Annotated in this window: 23 protein-coding genes and 1 tRNA gene; 20 read left to right on the top strand and 4 right to left on the bottom strand. The window is 55.2% G+C overall.

All coding sequences use genetic code 11. From position 1 onward, the window contains the following. The 17 genes from BUE21_RS08760 to BUE21_RS08690 all read left to right on the top strand — a co-directional run. Positions 1–138: zinc ribbon domain-containing protein (locus BUE21_RS08760; RefSeq protein ID WP_143164471.1), on the top strand; the 138-nt coding region annotated here is incomplete at its 5' end. A gap of 107 nt (positions 139–245) precedes the next feature. Next, positions 246–1,523 (top strand): UDP-N-acetylglucosamine 1-carboxyvinyltransferase, encoded by a 1,278-nt coding sequence (gene murA / locus BUE21_RS08755; protein WP_073356305.1) that lies wholly within the window; start codon positions 246–248, stop codon positions 1,521–1,523. A 119-nt stretch (positions 1,524–1,642) separates the two neighbouring features. After that, positions 1,643–2,809, top strand: a complete 1,167-nt coding sequence (locus BUE21_RS08750) for a nucleotide sugar dehydrogenase (protein ID WP_073356304.1) — start codon at positions 1,643–1,645, stop codon at positions 2,807–2,809. Continuing rightward, the gene (locus tag BUE21_RS08745) at positions 2,809–3,837 is read left to right on the top strand and encodes an NAD-dependent epimerase (protein WP_073356303.1); all 1,029 of its coding nucleotides are present in this window, start codon (positions 2,809–2,811) and stop codon (positions 3,835–3,837) included. The genes BUE21_RS08750 and BUE21_RS08745 overlap by 1 nt, the downstream gene beginning before the upstream one ends. A 43-nt stretch (positions 3,838–3,880) precedes the next feature. Then, a complete protein-coding gene (locus BUE21_RS08740) occupies positions 3,881–5,164 on the top strand; it encodes a lipopolysaccharide biosynthesis protein (protein ID WP_073356302.1) in 1,284 nt (427 codons plus the stop codon). A 43-nt stretch (positions 5,165–5,207) separates the two neighbouring features. Further along, entirely contained in the window at positions 5,208–6,224 is a 1,017-nt protein-coding gene (locus tag BUE21_RS08735; protein WP_073356301.1) for an ATP-grasp domain-containing protein, read from the top strand. Beyond that, positions 6,225–7,307, top strand: a complete 1,083-nt coding sequence (locus BUE21_RS08730; protein WP_073356300.1) for a glycosyltransferase — start codon at positions 6,225–6,227, stop codon at positions 7,305–7,307. 37 nt (positions 7,308–7,344) lie between these two features. After that, a complete protein-coding gene (locus BUE21_RS14500; protein WP_143164470.1) occupies positions 7,345–8,679 on the top strand; it encodes an O-antigen polymerase in 1,335 nt (444 codons plus the stop codon). Further along, the gene (locus BUE21_RS08725) at positions 8,676–9,806 is read left to right on the top strand and encodes a glycosyltransferase family 4 protein (RefSeq protein ID WP_073356299.1); all 1,131 of its coding nucleotides are present in this window, start codon (positions 8,676–8,678) and stop codon (positions 9,804–9,806) included. The genes BUE21_RS14500 and BUE21_RS08725 overlap by 4 nt, the downstream gene beginning before the upstream one ends. Next, positions 9,806–10,855: a UDP-glucose 4-epimerase GalE gene (gene galE / locus BUE21_RS08720; protein WP_073356298.1), complete on the top strand. Its 1,050-nt coding sequence runs from the start codon at positions 9,806–9,808 to the stop codon at positions 10,853–10,855. Before BUE21_RS08725 ends, galE begins: the two co-directional genes overlap by 1 nt. Positions 10,856–10,857: 2 nt before the next feature. Further along, on the top strand, positions 10,858–11,385 hold the full coding sequence (locus tag BUE21_RS14985; RefSeq protein ID WP_234971094.1) for a glycosyltransferase: 528 nt from the start codon (positions 10,858–10,860) through the stop codon (positions 11,383–11,385). A 61-nt stretch (positions 11,386–11,446) separates the two neighbouring features. Beyond that, positions 11,447–11,974, top strand: coding sequence for a glycosyltransferase (locus tag BUE21_RS14980; protein ID WP_327068769.1), 528 nt, complete (start codon positions 11,447–11,449; stop codon positions 11,972–11,974). A 73-nt stretch (positions 11,975–12,047) separates the two neighbouring features. Beyond that, positions 12,048–12,686: a sugar transferase gene (locus BUE21_RS08710; protein WP_073356297.1), complete on the top strand. Its 639-nt coding sequence runs from the start codon at positions 12,048–12,050 to the stop codon at positions 12,684–12,686. A 14-nt stretch (positions 12,687–12,700) separates the two neighbouring features. Beyond that, positions 12,701–13,366, top strand: a complete 666-nt coding sequence (locus BUE21_RS08705; protein WP_073356296.1) for an acetyltransferase — start codon at positions 12,701–12,703, stop codon at positions 13,364–13,366. A 190-nt stretch (positions 13,367–13,556) separates the two neighbouring features. Continuing rightward, entirely contained in the window at positions 13,557–14,003 is a 447-nt protein-coding gene (locus tag BUE21_RS08700) for a MaoC family dehydratase (protein ID WP_073356295.1), read from the top strand. A gap of 176 nt (positions 14,004–14,179) precedes the next feature. Beyond that, positions 14,180–15,370: a DegT/DnrJ/EryC1/StrS family aminotransferase gene (locus BUE21_RS08695; protein ID WP_073356294.1), complete on the top strand. Its 1,191-nt coding sequence runs from the start codon at positions 14,180–14,182 to the stop codon at positions 15,368–15,370. Positions 15,371–15,393: 23 nt separating this feature from the next. Then, the gene (locus BUE21_RS08690) at positions 15,394–17,532 is read left to right on the top strand and encodes a polysaccharide biosynthesis protein (RefSeq protein ID WP_327068764.1); all 2,139 of its coding nucleotides are present in this window, start codon (positions 15,394–15,396) and stop codon (positions 17,530–17,532) included. A 22-nt stretch (positions 17,533–17,554) separates the two neighbouring features. On the opposite strand, the gene BUE21_RS08685 is transcribed toward BUE21_RS08690, so the two are convergent. Together BUE21_RS08685 and BUE21_RS08680 are read right to left on the bottom strand one after the other, a co-directional pair. Then, a complete protein-coding gene (locus tag BUE21_RS08685; RefSeq protein WP_073356293.1) occupies positions 17,555–19,228 on the bottom strand; it encodes an AMP-binding protein in 1,674 nt (557 codons plus the stop codon). A 201-nt stretch (positions 19,229–19,429) separates the two neighbouring features. After that, positions 19,430–19,514 (bottom strand) — tRNA-Leu (locus BUE21_RS08680). Positions 19,515–19,553: 39 nt separating this feature from the next. Here BUE21_RS08680 and cysM point away from each other — a divergent pair. Then, the gene (cysM, locus tag BUE21_RS08675; protein ID WP_073356292.1) at positions 19,554–20,456 is read left to right on the top strand and encodes a cysteine synthase CysM; all 903 of its coding nucleotides are present in this window, start codon (positions 19,554–19,556) and stop codon (positions 20,454–20,456) included. Positions 20,457–20,466: 10 nt separating this feature from the next. Further along, positions 20,467–21,033, top strand: coding sequence for an NUDIX hydrolase (locus tag BUE21_RS08670; RefSeq protein WP_073356291.1), 567 nt, complete (start codon positions 20,467–20,469; stop codon positions 21,031–21,033). Between the two features lie 4 nt (positions 21,034–21,037). On the opposite strand, the gene BUE21_RS08665 is transcribed toward BUE21_RS08670, so the two are convergent. Next, the gene (locus BUE21_RS08665) at positions 21,038–21,508 is read right to left on the bottom strand and encodes a heme biosynthesis HemY N-terminal domain-containing protein (protein ID WP_073356290.1); all 471 of its coding nucleotides are present in this window, start codon (positions 21,506–21,508) and stop codon (positions 21,038–21,040) included. Between the two features lie 23 nt (positions 21,509–21,531). Beyond that, complete coding sequence (locus BUE21_RS08660) at positions 21,532–21,744, bottom strand: hypothetical protein (protein WP_143164469.1); 213 nt, start codon at positions 21,742–21,744, stop codon at positions 21,532–21,534. Positions 21,745–21,890: 146 nt separating this feature from the next. Between BUE21_RS08660 and xseA the strand changes: the two genes are divergently transcribed. Continuing rightward, complete coding sequence (gene xseA, locus BUE21_RS08655; protein ID WP_073356288.1) at positions 21,891–23,219, top strand: exodeoxyribonuclease VII large subunit; 1,329 nt, start codon at positions 21,891–21,893, stop codon at positions 23,217–23,219. The last annotated feature ends 1 nt before the right edge of the window (position 23,220 follow it).

Genomic DNA, 23,220 nt, shown 5'->3' with positions numbered 1-23,220 from the left:
AAAGGTATCGCAGGTCTTGGAATAAGGGAATGGACGTGCAGCGACTGCGGGGCGGTACACGATCGCGACGTGAATGCAGCACGGAACATTCTCGCGGCAGGACATTGCCGTCTCGCTGGAGGAATCCCCTGCTTTTAGGCAGGGGAGGATGTCAAGCAAGAATAACGCCTTGCTTCCTTCCCCAGCCTGCATGGGCGAATGCCTTACTCTCTACGCCGCCCGCCATGCCGGGTGTGGACCGAAACATGGAAAAACTCATTATTCGTGGCGGCCACCGCCTGCAAGGCGAAGTCGCCATCTCCGGTGCCAAGAATGCGGCCCTGCCGCTGCTGTGCGCCGCGCTGCTCACCGATGAACCCGTCACGCTGCGCAACGTGCCGCAACTGCACGACGTGCAGACCATGCTTGCCTTGCTGGGTCACATGGGTGTGCAGACGCGCTACGATGCCGACCACACCGCCCACCTCAACGCCGCCACCCTCGGCGAGCCGGAAGCCCCCTACGAACTCGTGCGCTCCATGCGTGCTTCCATCCTCGCACTGGGGCCACTGATGGCACGGCTGGGCTATGCCAAGGTGGCCTTGCCTGGCGGTTGTGCCATTGGTTCGCGTCCCGTCGATCAGCACATTCGTGGCCTGCAAGCGATGGGCGCGGAAACCGTGGTCGAGCATGGCAACATCATTGCCACCCTGCCGCGAGGCGTGGCCCGCCTCAAGGGTGCGCGCATCACCACCGACATGGTCACCGTCACCGGCACCGAAAACCTGCTCATGGCTGCCACCCTGGCCGAAGGCGAAACCATCCTCGCCAATGCCGCGCAAGAGCCGGAAATCACCGACCTGGCCGAAATGCTCATTGCCATGGGTGCGCAGATCGAAGGCCACGGCACAGGCCGTATCCGCATCCACGGCGTGGAAAAACTCCACGGCTGTGACCATACCGTGGTGGCCGACCGCATCGAGGCGGGAACCTTCCTCTGTGCCGTCGCTGCCACCGGCGGCGATGTATTCCTGCGCGGTGCACGCGCCAAACACCTGGGTGCCGTGCTGGAGAAACTGCGTCAGGCAGGTGTGCATATCGAAAACCATGACGAAGGCATCCGCATCACCAGCCCCGGTGCCGCATCGGGCCAACTGCATGCACAGAGCTTCCGCACCACCGAATACCCCGGTTTCCCTACCGATATGCAGGCCCAGTTCATGGCCCTCAACTGCGTGGCGCAGGGCAATGCCACCATCACCGAAACCATCTTCGAGAACCGCTTCATGCACGTCAATGAACTGCTGCGCCTGGGTGCCGACATCCAGGCCGATGGCAAAGTGGCCGTCGTGCAGGGCGGCAGCACCCTCAGCGGCGCACTCGTCAGCTCCACTGACTTGAGAGCTTCGGCCTGCCTCGTCATTGCCGGGCTGGTGGCAGAAGGCGAAACCACCATCGACCACCTCCACCACCTCGACCGGGGCTACGACCACATCGAAGGCAAATTGCGCCAACTCGGTGCAGACATTCAGCGAATGGTTTGACTTCTCGCAAAAAGATCGGCTTTCTTGCAAAAAATGCTCCCGCTGGTATCAAAGTAATACAGAATACGAAAAATTTTTTCATCATTGCCAACACCAGAGCAATCAACTGAGGGAACGGAATGCAAATCGCAGTGGCAGGAACGGGTTATGTGGGGCTGTCCAACGCAGTCTTGTTGGCGCAACACAACCGGGTCGTTGCGGTGGACGTCGTGCCCGCCAAAGTCGAACTTCTCAACCAGAAGCAATCTCCCATCGAAGACCGCGAAATCCAGCAATATCTGCTGGAAAAACCGCTGGATTTCACCGCCACCCTCGATGCCGAATCTGCCTACCGTGATGCCGACATCGTCATCATCGCCACCCCCACCGACTACGACCCCAAGACCAACTACTTCAACACCAGCAGCGTCGAAGCCGTCATTGCCCAGGTGCAGCGCATCAACCCGAATGCCCTGATGGTCATCAAGTCCACCGTTCCCGTGGGCTTTACCGAAAGCGTGCGCAAGCAATTCAACACGACCAACATCCTGTTCTCGCCGGAGTTTCTGCGCGAGGGCAGGGCACTCTACGACAACCTGCACCCCTCGCGCATCATCGTGGGCGAATGTTCCGAGCGTGCCCGTCACTTTGCCAGCCTGCTGCTGCAAGGAGCCATCAAACAGGACGTACCCACCCTGTTCACCAACCCCACCGAGGCTGAAGCCATCAAGCTCTTCGCCAACACCTACCTGGCCATGCGCGTGGCCTACTTCAACGAACTCGACAGCTACGCCCAGACCTACGGCCTGGACACCCGCCAGATCATCGAAGGCGTGGGGCTGGATCCGCGCATCGGCAAGCACTACAACAACCCCTCGTTTGGCTACGGCGGCTACTGCCTGCCCAAGGACACCAAGCAACTGCTGGCCAACTACGCGCAAGTGCCCAGCAACCTCATCCGCGCCATCGTCGATTCCAACAGCACCCGCAAGGACTTCATCGCCGACTCCATCATTGCCCGCAAACCCCAGACCGTGGGCATCTACCGGCTGGTCATGAAAGCCGGCTCTGACAACTTCCGCGCCTCTGCCATCCAGGGCGTGATGAAGCGCATCAAGGCCAAGGGAATCCCGGTGGTGGTGTATGAGCCTGTGTTGTCAGAAGATACATTTTTTGGCTCCACCGTCATCAAAGACTTGGCCGAATTCAAGCGTGTCAGCGATGTGATTGTGGCCAACCGCAGCACTGCCGAACTGGCCGATGTGCAGGACAAAATTTACACCCGTGATCTGTTTGGAGCAGACTGATGAAAATCCTGGTTACCGGCAATGCTGGGTTCATTGGCTTCCACACCGCCAAACTGCTGCTCGAACGCGGCGACTCCGTGGTCGGCTATGACAACGTCAATGACTATTACGACACTCGCCTGAAAGAAGCGCGCCTGCAAATCCTGCAAGACACCGCGCAGCAAAGCGGGGCCGAATACACCTTCTACCGCCACGACATTGCCGATCAGCAGGCTGTGGAAAAATGCTTTGCCGAACACCGTTTTGACTGCATCATCCACCTGGCTGCACAAGCGGGTGTGCGCTATAGCCTTGAAAACCCCCGTGCCTATATCGATTCCAATGTCATCGGCACCTTCAACATCATGGAAGGTGCGCGGCAGCAAAAAGTCAAACATCTCTTGATGGCATCCACCTCGTCCATCTACGGTGCGAACGACACCATGCCCTATGCCGAAACGCACAAGGCCGACACCCAGATGTCGTTCTACGCAGCCACCAAAAAAGCCAACGAGGCCATGGCCCACGCCTATGCCCACCTGCACGGTGTCCCGACCACCATGTTCCGCTTCTTCACGGTGTATGGGCCATGGGGAAGGCCCGACATGGCACTGTTCAAGTTCACCAAGAACATCCTCGAAGGCAAACCCATCGACATCTACAACCATGGCCAGATGTGGCGCGACTTCACCTACGTGGAAGACCTGGCCAGAGGCATTCTGCTGCTGCTGGAAACGGCTCCGCCCGCACCAGGTGAAAGCCGCACATCTGCCATCGAAGGCGACAGCCTCTCCCCCGTTGCTCCCTACCGCATCATCAACATCGGCAATTCGGATAAAGTGCGCCTACTGGACTTTGTCGAAGCCATCGAAGCCCATATCGGTCAGAAAGCCAAACGCAACTACATGGACATGCAACCCGGCGACGTGCCCGCCACCTGGGCAGATGCGAGCTTGCTGCAACGCCTGACCGGCTACTGCCCTGAAACCAGTTTCAGGCAAGGCGTGGGGCGGTTTGTGGATTGGTACCGTGGATTTTACAACCAGTGATTTTCAGATCGATTGGTTATTGCGATAAACTTTTAATTCGCACATGAAGAAATCAGGGAAATCTCCGCTTGTCCGCAATATTCTGGCAGTCGCTACTGGCACTGCCGCAGGTCAGGCAATAGTTTTTGCATTTTCCCCGCTTATCACCCGTATTTACACTCCTGAAATTTTTGGTGTGCAGGGAGTTTTTTTATCGCTCATAAGCGTCCTAAGTCCTTTAGTTGCACTGCGATACCCGATGGCCATCGTCATCGCTGATGACGACGACGATGCAGGAAAAATTGCACGGCTGTCCATGCTAGTGGCCTTCGTCATATCAAGTCTGTTAGGACTGCTGTTACTGGTGGTGCAACAACCGGTGCTACGGTTGCTCGGCGCAGAAGCTTTGGGTAATCTCATTTGGTTACTGCCGCTGGCTCTGTTCTGTGTCGCCTTGCAGGATGTGGCCGACTTCCACGCAGCTCGGTTGAATGCCTTTCGACTGGTCGGCGTTACAACAGTGATTCAAGCCTTTCTCAGTAATCTGGCGCGGGTATTAGGTGGACTGGCTTCCCCTGTTGCGGGTGTGCTCGTCCTTGTTACCACCTTGGCACCATCCCTCCAGGCACTCATCCTGCGTTGCGGCCTGCACAAGCATCTGTCCCCTTCATCTCTACTCAAGCGAAGCGAAGCGGTGCGTTTACTGCGGCGATACCGTGACTTTCCCCGCTATCGCATGCCAACAGACGTACTGAATGCAGCCTCCCAATCGGTTCCTGTAATCATGTTGGGTTCGCTGTTCTCACCCGCAGCAGCCGGTCTGTATGTCTTGACGCGCAGTGTCTTGAATCTTCCGAGCAACATCATCGGCTCGGCGGTAGGCAACGTTCTATATGCCCGCTATGCAGAACTGGATCGCCAAGGCAAAGCCCTCATTCCGCTTCTTTTGCGATCAACCGCAGGACTCATGCTGCTTGCCCCAGTGATTGGGGCAGCCGCCTGGTTTGCCCCTGGGGTTTTCGCCTTTGTTTTCGGGGAAGAATGGCGAGAGGCAGGACATTATGCGAGATGGATGGCATTATGGATCGGGGTTGCCCTTGCCAATGTACCAGCAGTCCGCTTGGCTCCAGTCATTGAAGCACAAAACCTGCTGTTTATTACAAATGTTCTTATACTCATACTCAGAGTTTTTTCCATAATGACCATCTACTGGTATCAGGAAAATGCAGCCACGGCTGTGGCTGCATTTTCTTTGGTTAGTCTATTTTCAAACATCGGCTTGATCCTTTTAATCGGAAATGCCGCTTATCGCCATGAAAAAACAAGAAACCATAATTTAACCTCATGATTTATATAAATCGAAAATCCAAAATTCATAAAAAGGCAAACTCATGATTTTAGCCATTCACGAAAGAAAAGGCAGCTTCAGCGACCGCTGGATAGAGTATTGCACGGAAAAAAGAGTCCCATTCAAAATTGTCAATTGCCATCAATCCAACATCATTGAACAACTGAGCGGCTGCTCCATTCTTCTATGGAATTGGAGCCAGACTTATGCGGAAGACATGCTCGTGGCGCGCGGAATCATCAAGTCCATAGAAAGCATGGGAATTGCTGTTTTTCCGAACACGGAAACATGTTGGCATTTTGACGACAAGGTTTCCCAAAAATATCTGATGGAGGCGTTGAACATTCCCCATGTTCCAAGCCATGTCTTTCTGGATAAAAATGAAGCCTTGGCATGGGCTGCCAATACGGCATATCCCAAGGTTTTCAAACTGCGCAGTGGCGCAGGCAGCACCAACGTAAGGCTGGCAAAGAATTACAAAAATGCCGAAAAATTCATAGAACAAGCCTTTGGTAAAGGATTTCCACCAGTCTCGCGCTGGGCTGCTTTGGGGGAGCGATGGTGGCAGTTCAAGCGCGACAAAACCACAAAATCTTTTTTTAATATCTCGCGTGGAATATTCAGAGCCTTCAAAAGAAATGAAACTCTCAAACGGCTTCCGATAGAGAAAAATTATGCCTACTTTCAGGAATTTATCCCTGGCAATGATTCCGATATTCGGGTCATCATCATTGGCGCACGAGCCTTCGGAATAAAAAGAATGGTCAGGGAAAGTGATTTCAGAGCATCCGGCAGTGGGAAAATTGACTATAATCCAGATTCAATACCTGAATCATGTATTTCTTTGGCTTTCGATGTGTCAAAAAAAATGAAATCGCAGTCAGTCGCTTTGGATTTTATTTTTCTGGACAATAAACCATTGATTGTAGAAATGAGTTATGCTTTTGCATCTCTAGGTTATCTACCTTGCAAAGGATACTGGGATTCTTCCCTGAAATGGCATGGCGGTTATTTCAGAGGAGAAGACTTCATGATTCAAGACATATTGGGTCAGTCATAAATGCACATCGCTGTTTATCTTCCATCTCTGCGCGGCGGCGGGGCCGAACGGGTCATGGTGACATTGGCCAATGGGTTTGCTGCGCGTGGGCATCAGGTCGATTTGGTGCTGGTGCAAGCCGAAGGGCCGTATCTGGCTGAAGTTGTGCCAGCAGTGAGGATAGTCAACCTGAACCGCAAACGTGTCATGGCCAGTTTGTTGCCGTTGGTCCGTTATCTGCGGCGTGAACGGCCAGAAGCCATGCTCTCGGCACTAAATCATGCGAATATCATTGCAATCTTGGCCCGCCGCTTGGCGGGTGTAAAAACCCGGTTGGTAGTCAGTGAGCGCAATAGCCTCTCAAGTTTGTCCACAGGCAAACAGGGGCAGTTGTTCAAGTGGTTGATGCGCACTTTTTACACTTGGGCTGATGGCGTGATTGCCGTCTCCCGAGGAATTGCACAGGAAATGAACACGCAGCTTGGTTTGCCCATGCACACCATCACCAGCATCCCCAATCCGGTGGATTTGCAGGCCATACAGCAACAGGCACAAATCCGCCCAAATCATCCGTGGCTGGGAGCAGGACAACCGCCGGTCATTCTGGCAGTCGGGCGGTTGGAACCACAAAAAGACTACCCGACCTTGCTTCAGGCGTTTGCCAAACTGAGGGAAAGTGAAAATGCCCGCTTGGTGATTCTTGGCGAAGGCAGCCAGCGCGAGCCGTTACAAGCACACATTGCCCGCTTGAATTTGCAAGACAGTGTGACCATGCCTGGGTTTCAGGACAACCCATTCGCCTGGATGGCGGCGTGCACGGTATATGTTATGTCTTCGCGTTATGAAGGCTTTCCCAACAGCCTTGTGCAGGCCATGGCTTGTGGTGTGCCGGTGGTCAGCACCAACTGCCCCACTGGGCCGGCTGAAATTCTGGAAGATGGTAAATGGGGCGAGTTGGTGTCAGTTGGCGATGCCGATGCGCTGGCACTTGCGATCGCACGAATGTTGCATACGCCAGAAGCAGGGGAAAAATCATTGCAGCGTGCCGGTTTCTTTTCTGTGGATGCTGCGGTTGATAACTACTTGTCAGCCATGATGAATTGATAAATTAAAGCACACCTCTCTAAAAATTTCATAGAAAATGGTTGATATTTCAATAATCTCTGGGGTAATTGTTTTTTTTGTTGCAGCATTTTTTGCGCGACGATATGCCACTGGGTGCACTTACCCTCCAATGATTTCATGGACTTTCTCTGCGATCGCCATCATATATGGAATGGGATGGTCACTAGTTATCGACTCAATTTTCTCTGGATCAGAAGGGATTGAAGGTGAAAATTGGATAATTTATAGCAGAAATTATTTAATTCTTCATAGCGTAGCGGTATTTATTATGATGGCAGGAATAATTCTTGGATGGCAAGTTGCTGGAAAATATTCGAATCATATAAAAAAGTATTTTTTTATTAATTTTTCCTTAAGTTCTAAAAAATTATCTTTTTATGCGTGGATTATCTTGATAATAGGGATTTTTTTAAGATACCTCTATGTTCAAGCATATGGCGGCTGGATTGATTATCTTGAATATTCGGCAACAATTAGATCAGGAATTTTTGAAATAAATAATAGCTGGAGTTTCTTGCAGCCGTTTGGAGGATTGAGTCTCATCTCATCCTATCTTTTCTTTTCGGCATGGCATGATGCGCAGCATCGCGGATGGAAAAGAAGGTTAACTATCTTAGGGTTCTTTCTGGCATTTCTGTTTTCCCTTTATGTCTTATATTCTTGGCTTGGTCGCATTGGATTTGTTTTTTTTCTGGCGACATTTTTTATTTTCTACCTCCTCAATAAAAAAATTTCCTCGCCCGTAATCATATCGATTGCATTATTTGGTTCTATTTTTGCAATTTATATCATCTACCTAGTCAGTAACTATCTAGAATTAAAAGGAGCAAATAGCTTCGCGTTTTTTATTGCGAGAGAAATATCATTTCCATTTGTTGGATTTTTTGCGCAATTTCAGAGAGATGAATTTCTATACAGGGGTTTTATTGACTTTATATATTCACCGCTACATCTACTTCCTTCATCTTGGACGCAAAATTGGTTCGATGATATTTCAGAGATAAACACATTGGTTATTTCTGGTGCAAAAAAAGGAAATTATGGTGTTACTGGAAGTATCCCAGTCGATTTAATCACGCTTGGAATTATGCAATTCAGCATTGCAGGAATTCCAATAGTTGGCGTAATGTTCGGTATACTGATAAGATTCATCCAATCCATGTGTGAGGGAATAGGTGGAGTGTTTGGAATTATGCTCCTGGCCTACTTTTCAATTAGGCTTGCTTTCCTTGCAGTATTTTATGCCCACCCATCGCACGTCATCGCATCAAACTTCTCAGTCTTGGTTTGCTTAATTATTATTTTTGCTTTAAGCAAAGGATCTTCGATTGTAAAAAATTCATTAAGATGAAAAAAGTTATTCATATCATCACAGGCCTCAACGATGGCGGAGCCGAAGCGGTTCTCTATCGCTTGGTTACGAGCGACCGTGAAAATGTTCATCATATTGTCTCCATGATGAATAATGGAAAGTATGGCCCGTTATTGCGCAATGCTGGCGTGCAAGTCACCTGCTTGAATATGCCGCAAGGCAAGGTAACGCTGCTTGGACTATGGAAACTTTGGCGATTGTTGCACAAAGAGCGTCCGGCAGTTGTGCAAACATGGATGTACCATGCCAATTTGATTGGCGGAGTAGTGGCCTGTTTGGCTGGAGTAAAAAAGATATTCTGGGGTATTCACCATACAACGCTGGCCCCTGAAAGCACCAAGCGTTCAACCATTTTTGTCGCCAAAGTTTGTGCGCGCATCAGCCGTTTGGTGCCAACGGCGATTGTGTGTTGTGCGCAAAAATCAGTGGAGGTGCATCAGGCTTTGGGGTATGCGGAGGAGAAGATGTATGCCATTCCCAACGGTTATGATTTGAGTCGTTTTTCCTGGAATTTCCAAACGCGCAGGCATTTGCGAGAACAATGGGGGATTTCGGAAAACCAGTGGCTGTTGGGAATGGTCGGCCGTTTTGACCCGTTAAAAGATCATGGCAATTTATTGCATGCGCTTGCAGAGATAAAAAAGCAAGGCATTGAGTTTTTTGCCGTACTGGTAGGGCGAGGGATGGATTCGAGCAACGACCAATTAAAAAAATGGATGATTGATTTGAACTTGGTCGATGAAGTTCGTCTGCTGGGGCAACGTACAGATGTTCCCGATGTCATGAATGCGCTGGACGTACATGTGCTTTCAAGTTGCAGTGAGGCCTTCCCCAACGTATTGGCAGAAGCCATGGCTTGTGGCACCCCGGTGGTGACAACGGATGTAGGCGATGCCGCAGTGATTGTGGGCGATACCGGCTGGGTTGTTCCTCCCAAGGATGCCACAGCACTGGCCCATGCACTCTTGCAAGCAAGGCGGGCAATGGATGACGCGGAAGGCTGGCAACTGCGCCGTACTGCGGCAAGGCAGCGCGTAGAGGAGAATTTCAGTCTTTCAAGAATGCTCGAGAGTTATAACACGCTGTGGCGTGATGGGAAATTGTGATGGTTACTGTTTCGACTTTGTTGGTAACCGGTGGCGCAGGCTACATAGGCTCCCATACCGTACTGGCCCTGCTGCAAGCAGGCCATGAAGTTTTGGTGTTGGACAATTTGAGCAACAGTTCGCCCGAGTCCTTGCGGCGTGTGGCCCAGTTGGCGGGGCGTGCGCCGCATTTCATCGAGGGCGATGTGCGCGATACGACCCTGCTGGCGCGCATTTTTGCTGATCATTCAATCAATGCGGTGCTGCATTTTGCGGGGCTGAAGGCTGTGGGTGAGAGTGTGCGTGAGCCATTGATGTATTACGACAACAATGTGGCGGGTACGTTGCAGTTGTGCAAGGTAATGGCGCAAGCGGGGGTATTTCGGCTCGTGTTCAGTTCTTCAGCCACGGTATATGGTGTGCCTGAGCAGATGCCAATCAGTGAGGCTGCGCCGGTCGGTGGGGCTACCAATCCCTACGGACGTTCCAAATGGATGGTCGAGCAAATGCTGACGGATCTGGCGGCTGGCGATGCGCGCTGGTGTGTGGCATTGCTGCGCTATTTCAACCCGGTGGGAGCACATGAAAGCGGTTTGATTGGTGAGGATCCGAATGGTATTCCGAATAATCTGCTGCCTTTTATCAGCCAGGTGGCGGTGGGACGATTGAAGAAGCTTTCGGTGTTTGGCGGGGATTACCTTACGCCGGATGGCACCGGCGTAAGGGATTATATTCATGTGGTGGATCTGGCCGATGGGCACTTGAAGGCATTGAACTACATCCAGAAGCATGCCGGACTGGGCATCTGGAATCTCGGCACAGGCAAGGGTTATAGCGTACTGGAGATGGTACGGGCTTTCGAGCAGGTCAGTGGCCGTGTTGTTCCTTATGAAGTGGTAGAACGCAGGCCAGGCGATATTGCCGAATGCTGGGCAGACCCGACCAAAGCCGATATGGAATTGGGCTGGAAGACCCAGCACGGTCTTCATGACATGATGCGGGATACTTGGCGTTGGCAGTTGCAGAATCCCGTTGGTTATCAAAAAAGCAATATTAATTTTGAGTTGTGAAAATGAAGTTTTTAATGATTTCCGGATATGCAGAATCTTTGTTGCGCTTTCGCGGAGATTTGATCATGGCAGTCGCAAAAAAAGGCCATGAAATTTGTTTATCTGCACCAAAAATAAAAGAAGATAATTTGATAGTGAATTTCATGATCGAAAATAACATTAAAGGATTTGATTTTCCGATGGAGAGAACGGGAATGAATCCAATCAGGGATATTGTCAGTTTTTATCATTTATACAGATTGATTAAAAAAGAGCAGCCAGACATAGTCTTCGCGTACACAGTAAAACCTGTGATTTATGGCATGATCGCAGCCAGACTTGCAGGGGTTCCTGCCAGATTTTCATTGATATCAGGATTGGGGCATGCTTTCTCGGAAGGTGCTTCAGATTTTTTGAATTCATTAGTAAGGATTCTTTACAAAATTTCTATTTCTTTGTCGAGCAAAATTTTTCTACAAAATCCAGATGATGAAATATTACTCAAGAAGTACCGGATAATTTCTGAAAAAAAATCCTTCGATTGTTGTTAACGGATCAGGGGTCAGGATTGACCAATACACCCCAGTACCATTTCCTGAAAAAATCAATTTTTTGCTCATTGCCAGGTTGCTTGGATCAAAAGGAGTCCGCTTGTACGTAGAGGCTGCAAACCTAATAAAAAGGTCTCGACCAGAGGTGACATTCAGCCTCGTTGGCTGGATTGATGAGAATCCTGGTGCAATAACCAAAGAGGAACTGGATGAATGGATTGAATCAGGAACAATTAAATACTTTGGACGCCTTGATGATGTAAGAAACGCACTAGGTGCATGCTCGGTTTTTGTACTGCCTTCTTTCTACCCGGAAGGAACTCCCCGAACCATTCTGGAGGCCATGGCGATGGGCCGCCCCGTGATCACCACGGATGCGCCAGGCTGCCGCGAGACAGTGGTGGATGGCGACAATGGCTTTCTGGTTCCGGTCAAGTCGGTGGAGCCGCTGGCTGCCGCCATGCTGAAGTTCATCGAGAAGCCAGAACTGATCGAACGCATGGGCGCACGCTCACGCGCGATTGCCGAAGAAAAATACGATGTACACAAGGTGAACGCGGTGATGTTGAAGGAAATGGGAATTGAGTAGTAAGCCTTTCAAAATATGAAAGGGCCTGTTAAATGAACTATGTGGCGTGGCCGTGTACAGAGAGAACCATGCAATGCTGAAACGTTGTTTTGATTTTGTGGCGGCGGCGGCGGGGCTGCTGTTGCTTTCTCCCGTGCTGCTGCTGGTGGCATGGAAGGTGCGTCGCACGATGGGCTCGCCTGTGCTGTTTCAGCAGGTGCGGCCCGGTTTGCATGGCACGCCGTTTCGGATGGTCAAGTTTCGCACGATGAGGGATGCGATAGGGCCGGATGGGCAGCCGTTGCCCGATGCCGAGCGGCTCACGCCTTTTGGTCAGTTTCTGCGTTCCAGCAGTCTGGATGAGTTGCCAGAGTTATGGAATGTGCTGAAGGGGGAGATGAGCCTGGTGGGGCCTCGTCCGTTGCTGGTGGAATATTTGCCGCTGTATTCGCCTGAGCAGGCACGGCGGCATGAGGTGCGGCCTGGGGTGACGGGTTGGGCGCAGGTGAATGGGCGCAATGCGATTTCGTGGGAGCAGAAGTTTGCATTCGATGTTTGGTATGTGGATCACCGTTCCTTCTGGCTCGATGTGAAGATCATTTTTCTCACTGTGAAGAAGGTGCTGGTACGTGATGGCATCAGTGCCCAGGGCGAAGCCACGATGCCGAAGTTCACAGGAAGTCCAAATACGAATTTACTGCACCCAAGTTCAACAGACATTCCATCGAATTAAAGGCAAGATTCATCATGCACCAAACGGTTTTTGCGGTTTATGGGGCCAGTGGCTATGGGCGTGAAGTTATGCCGTTGGCCAGATGGCAACTGGAAGCACAAGGTATTGCCAGTGAGCGTCTTTTTTTTATAGACGACCATCCTGATTCAGAACAGGTGAATGGGCAGCGGGTGCTGAGTTATGCGGATTTTCTGAAAATTCCCGCGATTGAACACCATGCAGTGATTGCGATTGCCAACAGTGCGGTGCGGGAGAGGCTGGCCGGACGTTTGCAGGCGGATGGCATCACGCCATGGACGGTGCAGGCAGGCAATGCAGTGGTCATGGATGGGGTGACGATAGGAGAAGGGGCCGCGATCAGTCCGTTTGTGACGCTGACTTCCAATATCCGCATCGGCAGGCATTTTCATGCAAATTTGTACAGCTATGTGGCGCATGACTGCGTGGTGGGTGATTTCGTGACCTTTGCGCCGGGAGTGAAGTGCAATGGCAATGTGGTGATTGAGGATCATGCTTACATTGGCACCGGAGCAGTTATCAAGCAGGGGCAGCCGGGCAAGCCGCTGGTGATTGGACGGGGCGCGGTGGTGGGCATGGGTGCGGTGGTGACTCGGAGTGTGGAGCCAGGTACTACGGTGGTGGGCAACCCGGCCAGGGTGATGGGCACCACCGTGGCGTGAGATGGAGGAGGAATATCCCTCAAGGTGATGCCCTGGATTGGGGCAAACAGCAGCGGGCTACCGTATAAGGGGGTGTATCCGGCATATACTTGAATGCAGCGGAGGGCGTGAGGTGTGAGAGTCTCAGGTTTGGGCTTGCACACACTATTTCCCATCTGCGCGGATTAATTGTTCCAAAGGAGACGTTGAAATGAGTGATGCTGTTGTGTTGGAAGTTCCCCGTGGAGTGCCGATCGAGGAGATCAAGCCAGGGATGTCGGTGAGCCGTTCGCAGTTGATTACCGATGCGGATATTCAGGCGTTTGCTGCGGTGACGGGTGATCGCAATCCTGTGCATTTGAGCGATGAGTATGCGGCATCGACGCAGTTTGGCAAGCGTATTGCGCACGGTATTCTGTCCGCAGGGTTTTTCTCGGCGTTGTTTGGCATGGAGTTGCCTGGGCCGGGCTGTATCTATATCTCCCAGAGCGTGAAGTTCAAGCGGCCTGTGTACATTGGCGATACGGTGGTGGCTACCGTGAAGGTGGTGTCGGTGGACATGGAGCGTCGCCGCGTGCTGTTCGAGACCGTGGGGACGGTGAACGATCGTGCCGTGGTTACAGGGGAAGCCGAGCTTTACATTCCTGAAGTGGTGTGATCCCAGAACCACACAATATGCCATGAACACATCCTCCCCCACGGGAGGATGTTTTTTTGAGCCATCTCAATGGCTTGACTGTCTTGTATCAGTAAAATTACCACTCTGTCTTCATCGTAACGTATAGTTTTATCTTGTGTTGATTAGAAACATCTGGATTGCATTGTTGAGTTGATATGTTGAATACTTCTTTTTCTCCCTGGCCTTCGTTCACACAGGAAGAGGCCGATGCGGTGCGGGATGTGATTCTCTCGAATCGGGTGAACTACTGGACAGGCTCCGAGTGCCGGATGTTCGAGAAGGAGTTTGCTGACTGGACGGGGGCAGCCCATGCCGTGGCAGTGGGCAATGGAACCCTGGCACTGGATGTGGCTTTGCATGCCCTGGGCATTGGGCCTGGTGACGAGGTGGTGGTGACACCACGCACATTCATGGCGAGTGTGTCCTGTGTGGTGAATGCGGGAGCCGTTCCGGTATTTGCAGACGTGGAGTCAGACAGTGGCAATCTGTCGGCACAGACGATTGCCAGGGTATTGACACCACGCACGAAGGCAATCATCGTGGTGCATCTGGCGGGATGGCCTGCCGATATGGATCCGATTCTGGAGCTGGCACGGCAGCATGGCCTCAAGGTGATCGAGGACTGTGCCCAGGCGCATGGAGCGCGCTACAAGGGGCGCAGCGTCGGGACATTGGGGGATGTGGGGGCCTGGAGTTTTTGCCAGGACAAGATCATGACCACGGGGGGCGAAGGGGGCATGGTGACGACCAATGACCGCGATTTGTGGGCTTGCATGTGGGCTTACAAGGATCATGGCAAGAGCTATGAGGCGGTGTACGAACGCCAGCACCCGCCAGGCTTTCGCTGGGTCATCGAGGGCTTCGGTACGAATTGGCGCATGATGGAGGTGCAGGCGGTGATTGGCCGCATTCAGCTCAAGCGCATGGCGCAGTGGACGCAATTGCGTACCAGGAATGCAGCGGCCATTGCACGCACGGCAGCGCGCCATGCGGTTGCACGCGTGCCTTTGCTGGACACGCATGATGGGCAGACGGCTCATGCACAGTACAAGGCTTATTTCTATGTGCGCCCTGAAAAATTGGCGGTGGGCTGGAGCCGTGACCGGATTGTGGATGCGTTGATGGAGCGCGGCGTTGCGGCATATCAGGGGTCTTGCTCCGAGGTGTATCTGGAGAAGGCCTTCGATGGCACGGGGTGGCGGCCTGCGCAGCGTTTACCGGTGGCACAGGAACTGGGGCAGACCAGTGTGATGCTGTTGGTGCATCCAACTTTGACCGAAGCCGAGATGGATGCAACAGTGGCCGCACTGGATACGGTGTTGGCTCAGGCTTCGGTGGTGGAATGAAGGTGGGCGGTACGCGAATGGGGGTGGCCAAGAATTCCGTGCTGGCGGTACTGGCGCGGGTGCGCCAGCGGATGCTGGCTTTGTCCAGGGGGCAGAAGCGTTTGCTTCAGGTACTGGTGGATGTGTGGCTGCTCTGGATTGCCTTGTGGTTGGCTTTGCTGGTGCGGCTGGGGCTGGATGCCGGCATGGGGTTCCGGCTCTGGGATTACCGGCTGGGTTTTTTGCTGGCCCCAGTGGTGGCGATTCCGGTTTTTGTGCGGCTCGGCTTGTATCGTGCCGTGCTGCGGTTTTTTGGCATTCATGCACAGGCGCAGGTGTTGAAGGCCGTGACGCTGGCGACACTAGGGCTGGTGTTTCTGCTGTGGCTTCTGGGTACGGCAGCACCGCGTGCCATTCCCCGGTCGGCTATTTTGAATTACTGGTGTTTTTCATTGCTGCTGGTGGGTGGCTTGCGGGTGCTGATGCGGGCGTTTTTTGTGGGCGATCTGGAGCGAGGCTTGCGACACTGGCATTCAGAGCGGGAGCAGCCTGCCGTTGCAGCAGGTGCACACGGGCCAGCGGTTGCCCGGGAACAATACAGTACACGGGTGGCGGTGTGGGGAGCCGGGGCGGCGGGTAACCAGTTGGTGGCGGCGTTGCGCACAGGCCGCGCCATGCAGCCGGTGGCGTTCGTGGATGACGACCCAACCCTCGAAGGTCAGGTGGTGGCGGGTTTGCCCATTTACGCAGCCGATCAGGTGGCGTGCATGTTGAAGGAAACTGCCGCGCAGGAGGTGTTGCTGGCGATTCCTTCTGCATCGCGCACACGGCGCAAGGAGGTGCTGGAGCAGTTGCAGCAGTTTCCGGTGCAGGTGCGCAGTATTCCTGCCATTCTCGATCTGGCCAATGGCCATCTGAAGGTGAGTGATATTCAGGCGGTGGACATTGCCGATTTGCTGGGGCGCGACGCGGTGCCGCCCCGTGAGGATTTGTTTGCACGCTGCATCAAGGATCAGGTGGTGCTGGTGACCGGAGCGGGCGGTTCGATTGGCTCGGAGCTGTGCCGCCAGATTGTGGGCAGTGGGGCCACCACCTTGATTCTGTTCGAGCACAGCGAGTACAACCTCTACAGCATTCAGATGGAGCTGGAGCAGCGCATTCACCGTCAGGGCCTGGCGGTGACGCTGGTGCCGATTCTGAGTTCTATCCGCAACCCCAGACGCTTGCTGGCAGTGATGCGGGCCTGGAACGTGGATACCGTGTACCACGCAGCCGCTTACAAGCATGTGCCGATGGTGGAGCACAATATGGTGGAGGGCGTGCTCAACAATGTGATGGGTACGCTGTATACGGCACAGGCTGCGATTCAAGGTGGCGTGTCCAATTTTGTGCTGATTTCGACGGACAAGGCGGTGCGCCCGACCAATGTGATGGGTGGAACTAAACGTTTGGCGGAGATGGTGTTGCAGGCTTTGAGTCAGGAAACCATGCCGGTGCTGTTTGATGCCGAGGCGGTGCTGCCTTCATCGGTGATTGTGTTTCCATTGCCCAAGACGCCCGTGCCCAACCGCACCCGTTTCACGATGGTGCGCTTTGGCAATGTGCTGGGGTCTTCCGGCTCGGTGATTCCACTGTTTCGCCAGCAGATTGCACAGGGTGGGCCGGTGACCGTGACGCATCCAAACATCACGCGGTTTTTCATGACGATTCCCGAGGCGGCGCAACTGGTGATTCAGGCGGGTTCGCTGGGGCAGGGTGGGGATGTGTTTGTGCTGGACATGGGCGAGCCGGTGAAGATTGCCGAGCTGGCGCAGAAGATCATCCGGCTGTCGGGTTTGACGGTGTGCTCTGCCGAGAATCCGAAGGGCGATATCGAAATTGAATTTACCGGTTTGCGCCCAGGTGAAAAACTATACGAGGAACTGCTGATTGGCGAGAATGTGACGGCCACCGAACACAGCAAGATCATGCGGGCGAACGAGGAGTTCGTGCCATGGGATGAGTTCAAGGCGGTGCTGGAACAACTGCTGTTGGCGGTACAGGCGAAGGACTATCCCCGCATGCGCCAGATTTTGCAGGCGACGGTATCGGGCTACCGTGCCAGCGGTGATATTGTGGACTGGCTGTATCTCCAGCAGCAGCGCAACCGGGTGCAGCAGGAAGCAGGGGACGCACCCCGGTGAGTCTTTCTATGGCTGCGCTGCTTCACAGCCGTCGGCGCAGAATCTTGCCGACCGGTGTTTTGGGCAGTTCCGAGCGGAATTCGATCACTTTCGGGCGTTTGTAGCCCGTCAGGTTGGCGCGGCTGAATGCGTGGATGTCGTCCTCAGTGATTGCATGGTCTCGGGGCACCACCACCAACTTGACGGCCTCGCCGGACTGTTCATCGGCAATACCGACGGCAGCACATTCCAGAATGCCATCCATGGTCATCATGACTTCTTCGATTTCGTTGGGGAATACGTTGAAGCCGCTGACCAGAATCATGTCTTTCTTGCGATCGACCAGGCGCACATAGCCGTGGACATCCATCACGCCCATGTCGCCGGTGAGCAGGTAACCCTGTGCTGTGGTCACCTGGGCGGTGTCATGGGGGCGTTGCCAGTAGCCCAGCATGACCTGCGGCCCCCGGATGGCAATTTCTCCCACGTCGCCCTGCGGCACGGCCACGCCTTCGCTGTCCACGCATTGCACCCAGGTGCTGGGCAGGGGCAGGCCGATTGTGCCGGTGAATTCCTTGCTGGTGACGGGGTTGCAGGTCACGGATGGGCTGGTTTCCGACAGGCCGTAGCCTTCGCAGATCGGGCAGCCGGTTCGCTCCAGCCATAGCTGCGCGACCTGCCGCTGCACGGCGGCTCCCCCGCCGACGGAAAGCCGCAGATGGCTCCAGTCCACGGTGTGGAAATCGGGGTGGTGGGCCAGGCTGTTGAACAGGGTATTGACGGCCGGAAAGGTGTGAAAACGCTGCCTGGACAGCTCCTTGAGCACGGCAGGCAGGTCGCGCGGGTTGGGCAGCAGGATGTTCCTGGAGCCGGTGCGCATTCCCAGCATCATGTTGATGGTGAAGGCAAAGATGTGATAGAGCGGCAGGGCGCAGACACTGGTCGGCTGTTCATCGGGTGGGATGCCCTGCATGGCCGGTGCATTCCATGCTTCGGATTGCAGCACATTGGCAATGATGTTGCGGTGGCTGAGCATGGCTCCCTTGCTCACGCCCGTCGTGCCGCCTGTGTATTGTAGCACGGCCAGGTCTTCGGGGTGTATGGGCACTGTCGCCAGTGGCAGGTCTTCACCTTGTTCCAAAGCGGTATTGAAGGGCGTGGCCTGTGGCAGATGGAAGGCCGGAACCAGTTGCCTGACGTGCCGCACCACGCCATTGACCAGTGCACCGCGCAACCAGCCCAGCCGGTCCCCCATGCTGGCGACGATGGTGTGGGCTATCGCCGTTTCATGCGATGCCAGGCAGGCTTGCAGCGTGTGGGCAAAGTTTTCCATGATGACGATGGTGCAGGCCCCGCTATCCTGAAGCTGGTGGGCCAGTTCGCGTGCGGTGTAGAGCGGATTGACGTTCACCAGCACCAGACCTGCCCGCAGAATGCCTGCCACGGCAATTGGGTACTGCACGACATTGGGCATCATCACGGCCACCCGTGCACCTTGGGGCAGGTGCAGGCTTTGCAGATAGGCAGCAAAGTGGCGGCTATGGGCATCTATTTCATGGAAGCTGAAATCCTTGCCCATATAGCTGTAGGCGGTTTTGGCGGCATGGAGCTGGAAGGCTTCCTGCATCAGCTCTAACAGCGAGGCGTACTGGTCGGCGTTGATGTCGGCGGGAACGCCAGGCGGATAGGCGGCCAGCCAGGGGCGGTGCTCATTCATGGGCCGATCTCCCTTGCATTCGACGGTTGCACCGAAACGGGCAATATCAGCCCATTCTGCCTGTCATGGCAATGTCATGTACTGGGGATAACGCGGGAAGAATGGGCTGCGTGATGCAGGCCAACGCGGGGCGCAAAAAAAGCGGCTGTTGCCGCTTCTTTGGATGGTGCAGAATTTGCGCCTGTTTTATCATCGATATGATGGTGCCGGAGGCCGGAATCGAACCGGCACGCCTTGCGGCGGGGGATTTTGAGTCCCCTGCGTCTACCAATTTCACCACTCCGGCAGGCGTCAAGAGGAGCGATTATATGGCATATTTACGTCTATGAAATACAAAACCATTCAAGACACCATTGGGAATACGCCGCTTGTGGCGTTGCAGCGTATCCGGGCCGAGGAGAACCGCCAGCGGGGCAATACGATTCTGGCCAAGCTGGAGGGCAACAACCCTGCCGGTTCGGTCAAGGACAGGCCTGCGCTGTCGATGATTGCGCGCGCGCAGGAGCGTGGTGACATCAAGCCCGGCGATACGCTGATCGAGCCGACATCCGGCAATACCGGCATTGCCCTGGCCATGGCAGCGGCGATCAAGGGCTACCACATGGTGCTCATCATGCCCGAAGACCTGTCGATCGAGCGGGCGCAGACCATGAAGGCCTTCGGTGCGGAACTGATTCTGACGCCCAAGAGCGGCGGCATGGAAGCGGCACGCGATCTGGCCGATACGCTGGTGGCCCAGGGCAAGGGCATTATCCTGAACCAGTTTGCCAATCAGGACAATCCACGCATTCATTACGAGACCACAGGGCCTGAAATCTGGGAGCAGACCGGAGGGGAAATCACCCACTTCGTCAGTGCCATGGGCACGACTGGCACGATCACCGGGGTTTCGCGCTTTCTCAAGGAAAAGAACCCCAAAATCCAGATCATCGGTGCCCAGCCTTCCGAGGGTTCACGCATTCCGGGCATCCGCAAGTGGCCACAGGAATACCTGCCTGCCATTTACGACCCCGCTGCCGTGGATGAACTGGTGCTGGTGAGCCAGTCGGATGCCGAGGACATGTGCCGCCGACTGGCCCGCGAGGAGGGGATTTTTGGTGGCATTTCTGCCGCAGGTGCCTGCTGGGTGGCGCAACAGATTGCCCAGAAGGTACAGAATGCCACGGTGGTGTTCGTGGTGTGCGACCGGGGTGATCGCTATCTGTCCACTGGCGTATTCCCTGCCTGAGCCGTTGTCCATGCAAGAAGAAAATTCCATCCGATATTGCCCCCAGTGCGCGACCGAGTTGCGCTGGATTGAATCCCAGGAAGACAGCGGGCTGGTGCAGCGGCTGCGCTGCCCGGCCTGCCACTGGACGCACTGGAACAACCCAACGCCGGTGCTGGCGGCTGTGGTCGAACTGGAGGGCCGCATCCTGCTGGCACGCAATGCCTTGTGGACCGACGGGTTCTTTGGCCTGATTACCGGCTTCATGGAAGCGCGGGAGAACCCTGAGGAAGGCATTGCCCGCGAAATCCGCGAGGAGACGAACCTGGAAACCGAGCATCTGGAGTTGATAGGTGCCTATGGCTTTGCGCGCAGAAACCAGGTCATCATTGCCTACCATGCACGCGCCAGGGGGACGGTAAAGCTGTCCCCCGAGCTGGTGGAGTACCGGCTCATCAAGCCAGCCAAGGTGCGTTGCTGGACGTCGGGAACCGGGCAGGCGTTGCAGAAGTGGCTGCGTTCCCAGGGGCATACGCCCGAGGTGTATGAACGCGAGGAGTTGGTTAGGTTGGAAGCGGGCTTGCGGGTCGAACCATAACGCTCTACGTCTTCGCTCCATCTGCCTTGCACTGGGCCAGAATCCATTCTGCCATTTCGATGACGGATTCTGTCAGGGTTTCGGCACTGCTGTCGCGGCTGTCTGTGGCTTCCGTGCTTTCCTGAATCTGCCGGGCCTTGGCAATGGCCTGTTCTGCCTGCGCCACAGCCTTGTCAGGGTGGCCGTGGGTGAAGTGCTGCATGGCGTTGAGCAGGCTCTGGTGCATGGTGCGTTCTCGCTGTTGTTGCCGCCAGATGCCCGCATGCAGCTGGATTTTGCGCAGGCTGGCGAAGGTGCGCAGGGCCAGCAGCACCAGTGCGAACAAGAGCAGCAGGATCAGCAGCACGAAGTTCAGCGACATGTCCACCCGATACGGGTGCCAGAACAGCGTGACGGTGGCGCGGTTGTCGCCCAGGAACAGCGCGGCAGCGGCGGCGGCAACGAACAGCAGCAGGAACCAGACGGCGTTGCGCATGGAGTGGGGCGATCAGGCTGCGGTCAGGTGTGGCGCGATACCAGGTGCAGGTACTGGGCCACGGTCTTGCAGGCCAAGGCATCCGGCGTGCTGATATTGGCCAGCAGGGCGAAGCAGACATCGTTGTTGATGTCGCTCATCAAACTCCAGCTCAATGCCGTGTCGGGGCGAATGTCACGCTCGGACAGGTGAGCGTGCTGCGCGATGATCTCGATGATGGTTTGCTCGGAAGTCATGCTGCACATTATCAACCAGGCAGACATGCCCGTGGTGCAGCCGGTGGCTTTGGCTGGAGGGTGTGGCCGAATCCCGACAGCGGGGCGGACAGGGATTGCGCCTCTGCCACAATCGGGGCTGTCCGGTATTTTCAGGAGTTTGGGGTTTGTCATCATTTTCTGTGGAAGCGGTGCCGCCGTGCATCTGGCAGGTGGGGGCCTTGTGCCATGCGGTATCCGATGCCTTGCAGGCTCGCTTCAACCCGCTGGCGGTGGAGGGGGAGATTTCCGGCTTCAGCCGCGCCGGTAGCGGGCACTGCTATTTTTCCCTCAAGGATGAGAGTGGCCAGTTGCGTTGCGCCATGTTCCAGCGGGCGGCCATGCTGCTGGATTTTGTGCCGCGTGACGGGGATCGGGTGGTAGTGCAGGGTCGTCTGGGGGTGTATGAATCGCGTGGCGATTTGCAGATGGTGGTGGAGGCCATGCGGCCAGTGGGTGAAGGAGCCTTGTTCGCCCGTTTTGCGCGCCTCAAGACGGCCTTGCAGCAGGAAGGCCTGTTCGATGCCGACCGCAAACGCCCACCCCGCGCCATGCCACGCGGGGTGGCAGTGGTGACTTCGCCCCAGGCTGCGGCCTTGCAGGATGTGCTGACCACGCTGGCGCGTCGCTCGCCGCATGTGCCGGTGTTGGTGGTGCCTGCACTGGTACAGGGGGTGCAGGCTCCGGCTTCGCTGGTAGCGGCCTTGCAGCAGTTGTATGCCCGCATCGGTGCAGAAAGCCTGCGTCGCCCGGATGGTTTGGTCTTGCAGATCGACACCATCCTGCTGGTGCGCGGCGGCGGCTCACTGGAAGACCTGTGGGCGTTCAATGACGAGCAACTGGCACGCACCATCGTGCAAAGCCCTGTGCCGCTCATCAGCGGGGTGGGGCATGAAACGGATTTTTCGATTGCGGATTTCTGTGCCGATGTACGCGCCCCCACGCCCACCGCAGCCGCTGAACTGGTGGCCACCAGTGCCCAGCAGGCACTGGCCGTCTGCCAGCACCTGCATGAGCGGCTGGCGCAGGCAAGCGATCGCCATCTGGATGGCTTGCAGCAACGGCTGGACAAGGCCACGTCCCGGCTGGCGCGTCCGGCACAGGGGCTGGCCTTGCACCATGCACGCCTGCAACAGATGCAGCAGGCCATGCGGCACCACAGTCTGGCGCGGCTGGCGCAGTGGCAGAACCAATGGGCGCAGCAAGATCGCCAGTTGCCACGCAGCCTGAACCAGGCGATGGACAGGGAGCAGGAGCGTCTGGCGCGGGCTGCCTTGCGGCTGGAGATGCTGAACCCGCAGAAGGTGCTGGAGCGGGGCTATGCGGTGGTCTCGGATGCCAGCGGCCACGCCATCACCGATGCCCGCCTGCTGCACCACGGCCAGCCTTTGCAGGTGCGCGTGGCGCAGGGAGAATTCAGCGTGCAGGTGCGCAAGCAGTCTGAAATGGACTGGTGAG

Source organism: Lampropedia hyalina DSM 16112 (genome assembly GCF_900129055.1).
GTDB classification, from domain to species: Bacteria; Pseudomonadota; Gammaproteobacteria; order Burkholderiales; family Burkholderiaceae_C; genus Lampropedia; species Lampropedia hyalina.
The sequence above is the reverse complement of the archived record's forward strand: the minus strand, read 5'-3'. Positions and strand labels throughout refer to the sequence as shown.

Bases quoted from the DNA above. Each gene is read 5' to 3' on its own strand.
- murA (WP_073356305.1), top strand. From the start codon at position 246: ATGGAAAAACTCATTATTCGTGGCGGCCACCGCCTGCAAGGCGAAGTC.
- BUE21_RS08750 (WP_073356304.1), top strand. From the start codon at position 1,643: ATGCAAATCGCAGTGGCAGGAACGGGTTATGTGGGGCTGTCCAACGCA.
- BUE21_RS08745 (WP_073356303.1), top strand. From the start codon at position 2,809: ATGAAAATCCTGGTTACCGGCAATGCTGGGTTCATTGGCTTCCACACC.
- BUE21_RS08740 (WP_073356302.1), top strand. From the start codon at position 3,881: ATGAAGAAATCAGGGAAATCTCCGCTTGTCCGCAATATTCTGGCAGTC.
- BUE21_RS08735 (WP_073356301.1), top strand. From the start codon at position 5,208: ATGATTTTAGCCATTCACGAAAGAAAAGGCAGCTTCAGCGACCGCTGG.
- BUE21_RS08730 (WP_073356300.1), top strand. From the start codon at position 6,225: ATGCACATCGCTGTTTATCTTCCATCTCTGCGCGGCGGCGGGGCCGAA.
- BUE21_RS14500 (WP_143164470.1), top strand. From the start codon at position 7,345: ATGGTTGATATTTCAATAATCTCTGGGGTAATTGTTTTTTTTGTTGCA.
- BUE21_RS08725 (WP_073356299.1), top strand. From the start codon at position 8,676: ATGAAAAAAGTTATTCATATCATCACAGGCCTCAACGATGGCGGAGCC.
- galE (WP_073356298.1), top strand. From the start codon at position 9,806: ATGGTTACTGTTTCGACTTTGTTGGTAACCGGTGGCGCAGGCTACATA.
- BUE21_RS14985 (WP_234971094.1), top strand. From the start codon at position 10,858: ATGAAGTTTTTAATGATTTCCGGATATGCAGAATCTTTGTTGCGCTTT.
- BUE21_RS08710 (WP_073356297.1), top strand. From the start codon at position 12,048: ATGCTGAAACGTTGTTTTGATTTTGTGGCGGCGGCGGCGGGGCTGCTG.
- BUE21_RS08705 (WP_073356296.1), top strand. From the start codon at position 12,701: ATGCACCAAACGGTTTTTGCGGTTTATGGGGCCAGTGGCTATGGGCGT.
- BUE21_RS08700 (WP_073356295.1), top strand. From the start codon at position 13,557: ATGAGTGATGCTGTTGTGTTGGAAGTTCCCCGTGGAGTGCCGATCGAG.
- BUE21_RS08695 (WP_073356294.1), top strand. From the start codon at position 14,180: ATGTTGAATACTTCTTTTTCTCCCTGGCCTTCGTTCACACAGGAAGAG.
- BUE21_RS08685 (WP_073356293.1), bottom strand. From the start codon at position 19,228: ATGAATGAGCACCGCCCCTGGCTGGCCGCCTATCCGCCTGGCGTTCCC.
- cysM (WP_073356292.1), top strand. From the start codon at position 19,554: ATGAAATACAAAACCATTCAAGACACCATTGGGAATACGCCGCTTGTG.
- BUE21_RS08670 (WP_073356291.1), top strand. From the start codon at position 20,467: ATGCAAGAAGAAAATTCCATCCGATATTGCCCCCAGTGCGCGACCGAG.
- BUE21_RS08665 (WP_073356290.1), bottom strand. From the start codon at position 21,508: ATGCGCAACGCCGTCTGGTTCCTGCTGCTGTTCGTTGCCGCCGCCGCT.
- BUE21_RS08660 (WP_143164469.1), bottom strand. From the start codon at position 21,744: ATGACTTCCGAGCAAACCATCATCGAGATCATCGCGCAGCACGCTCAC.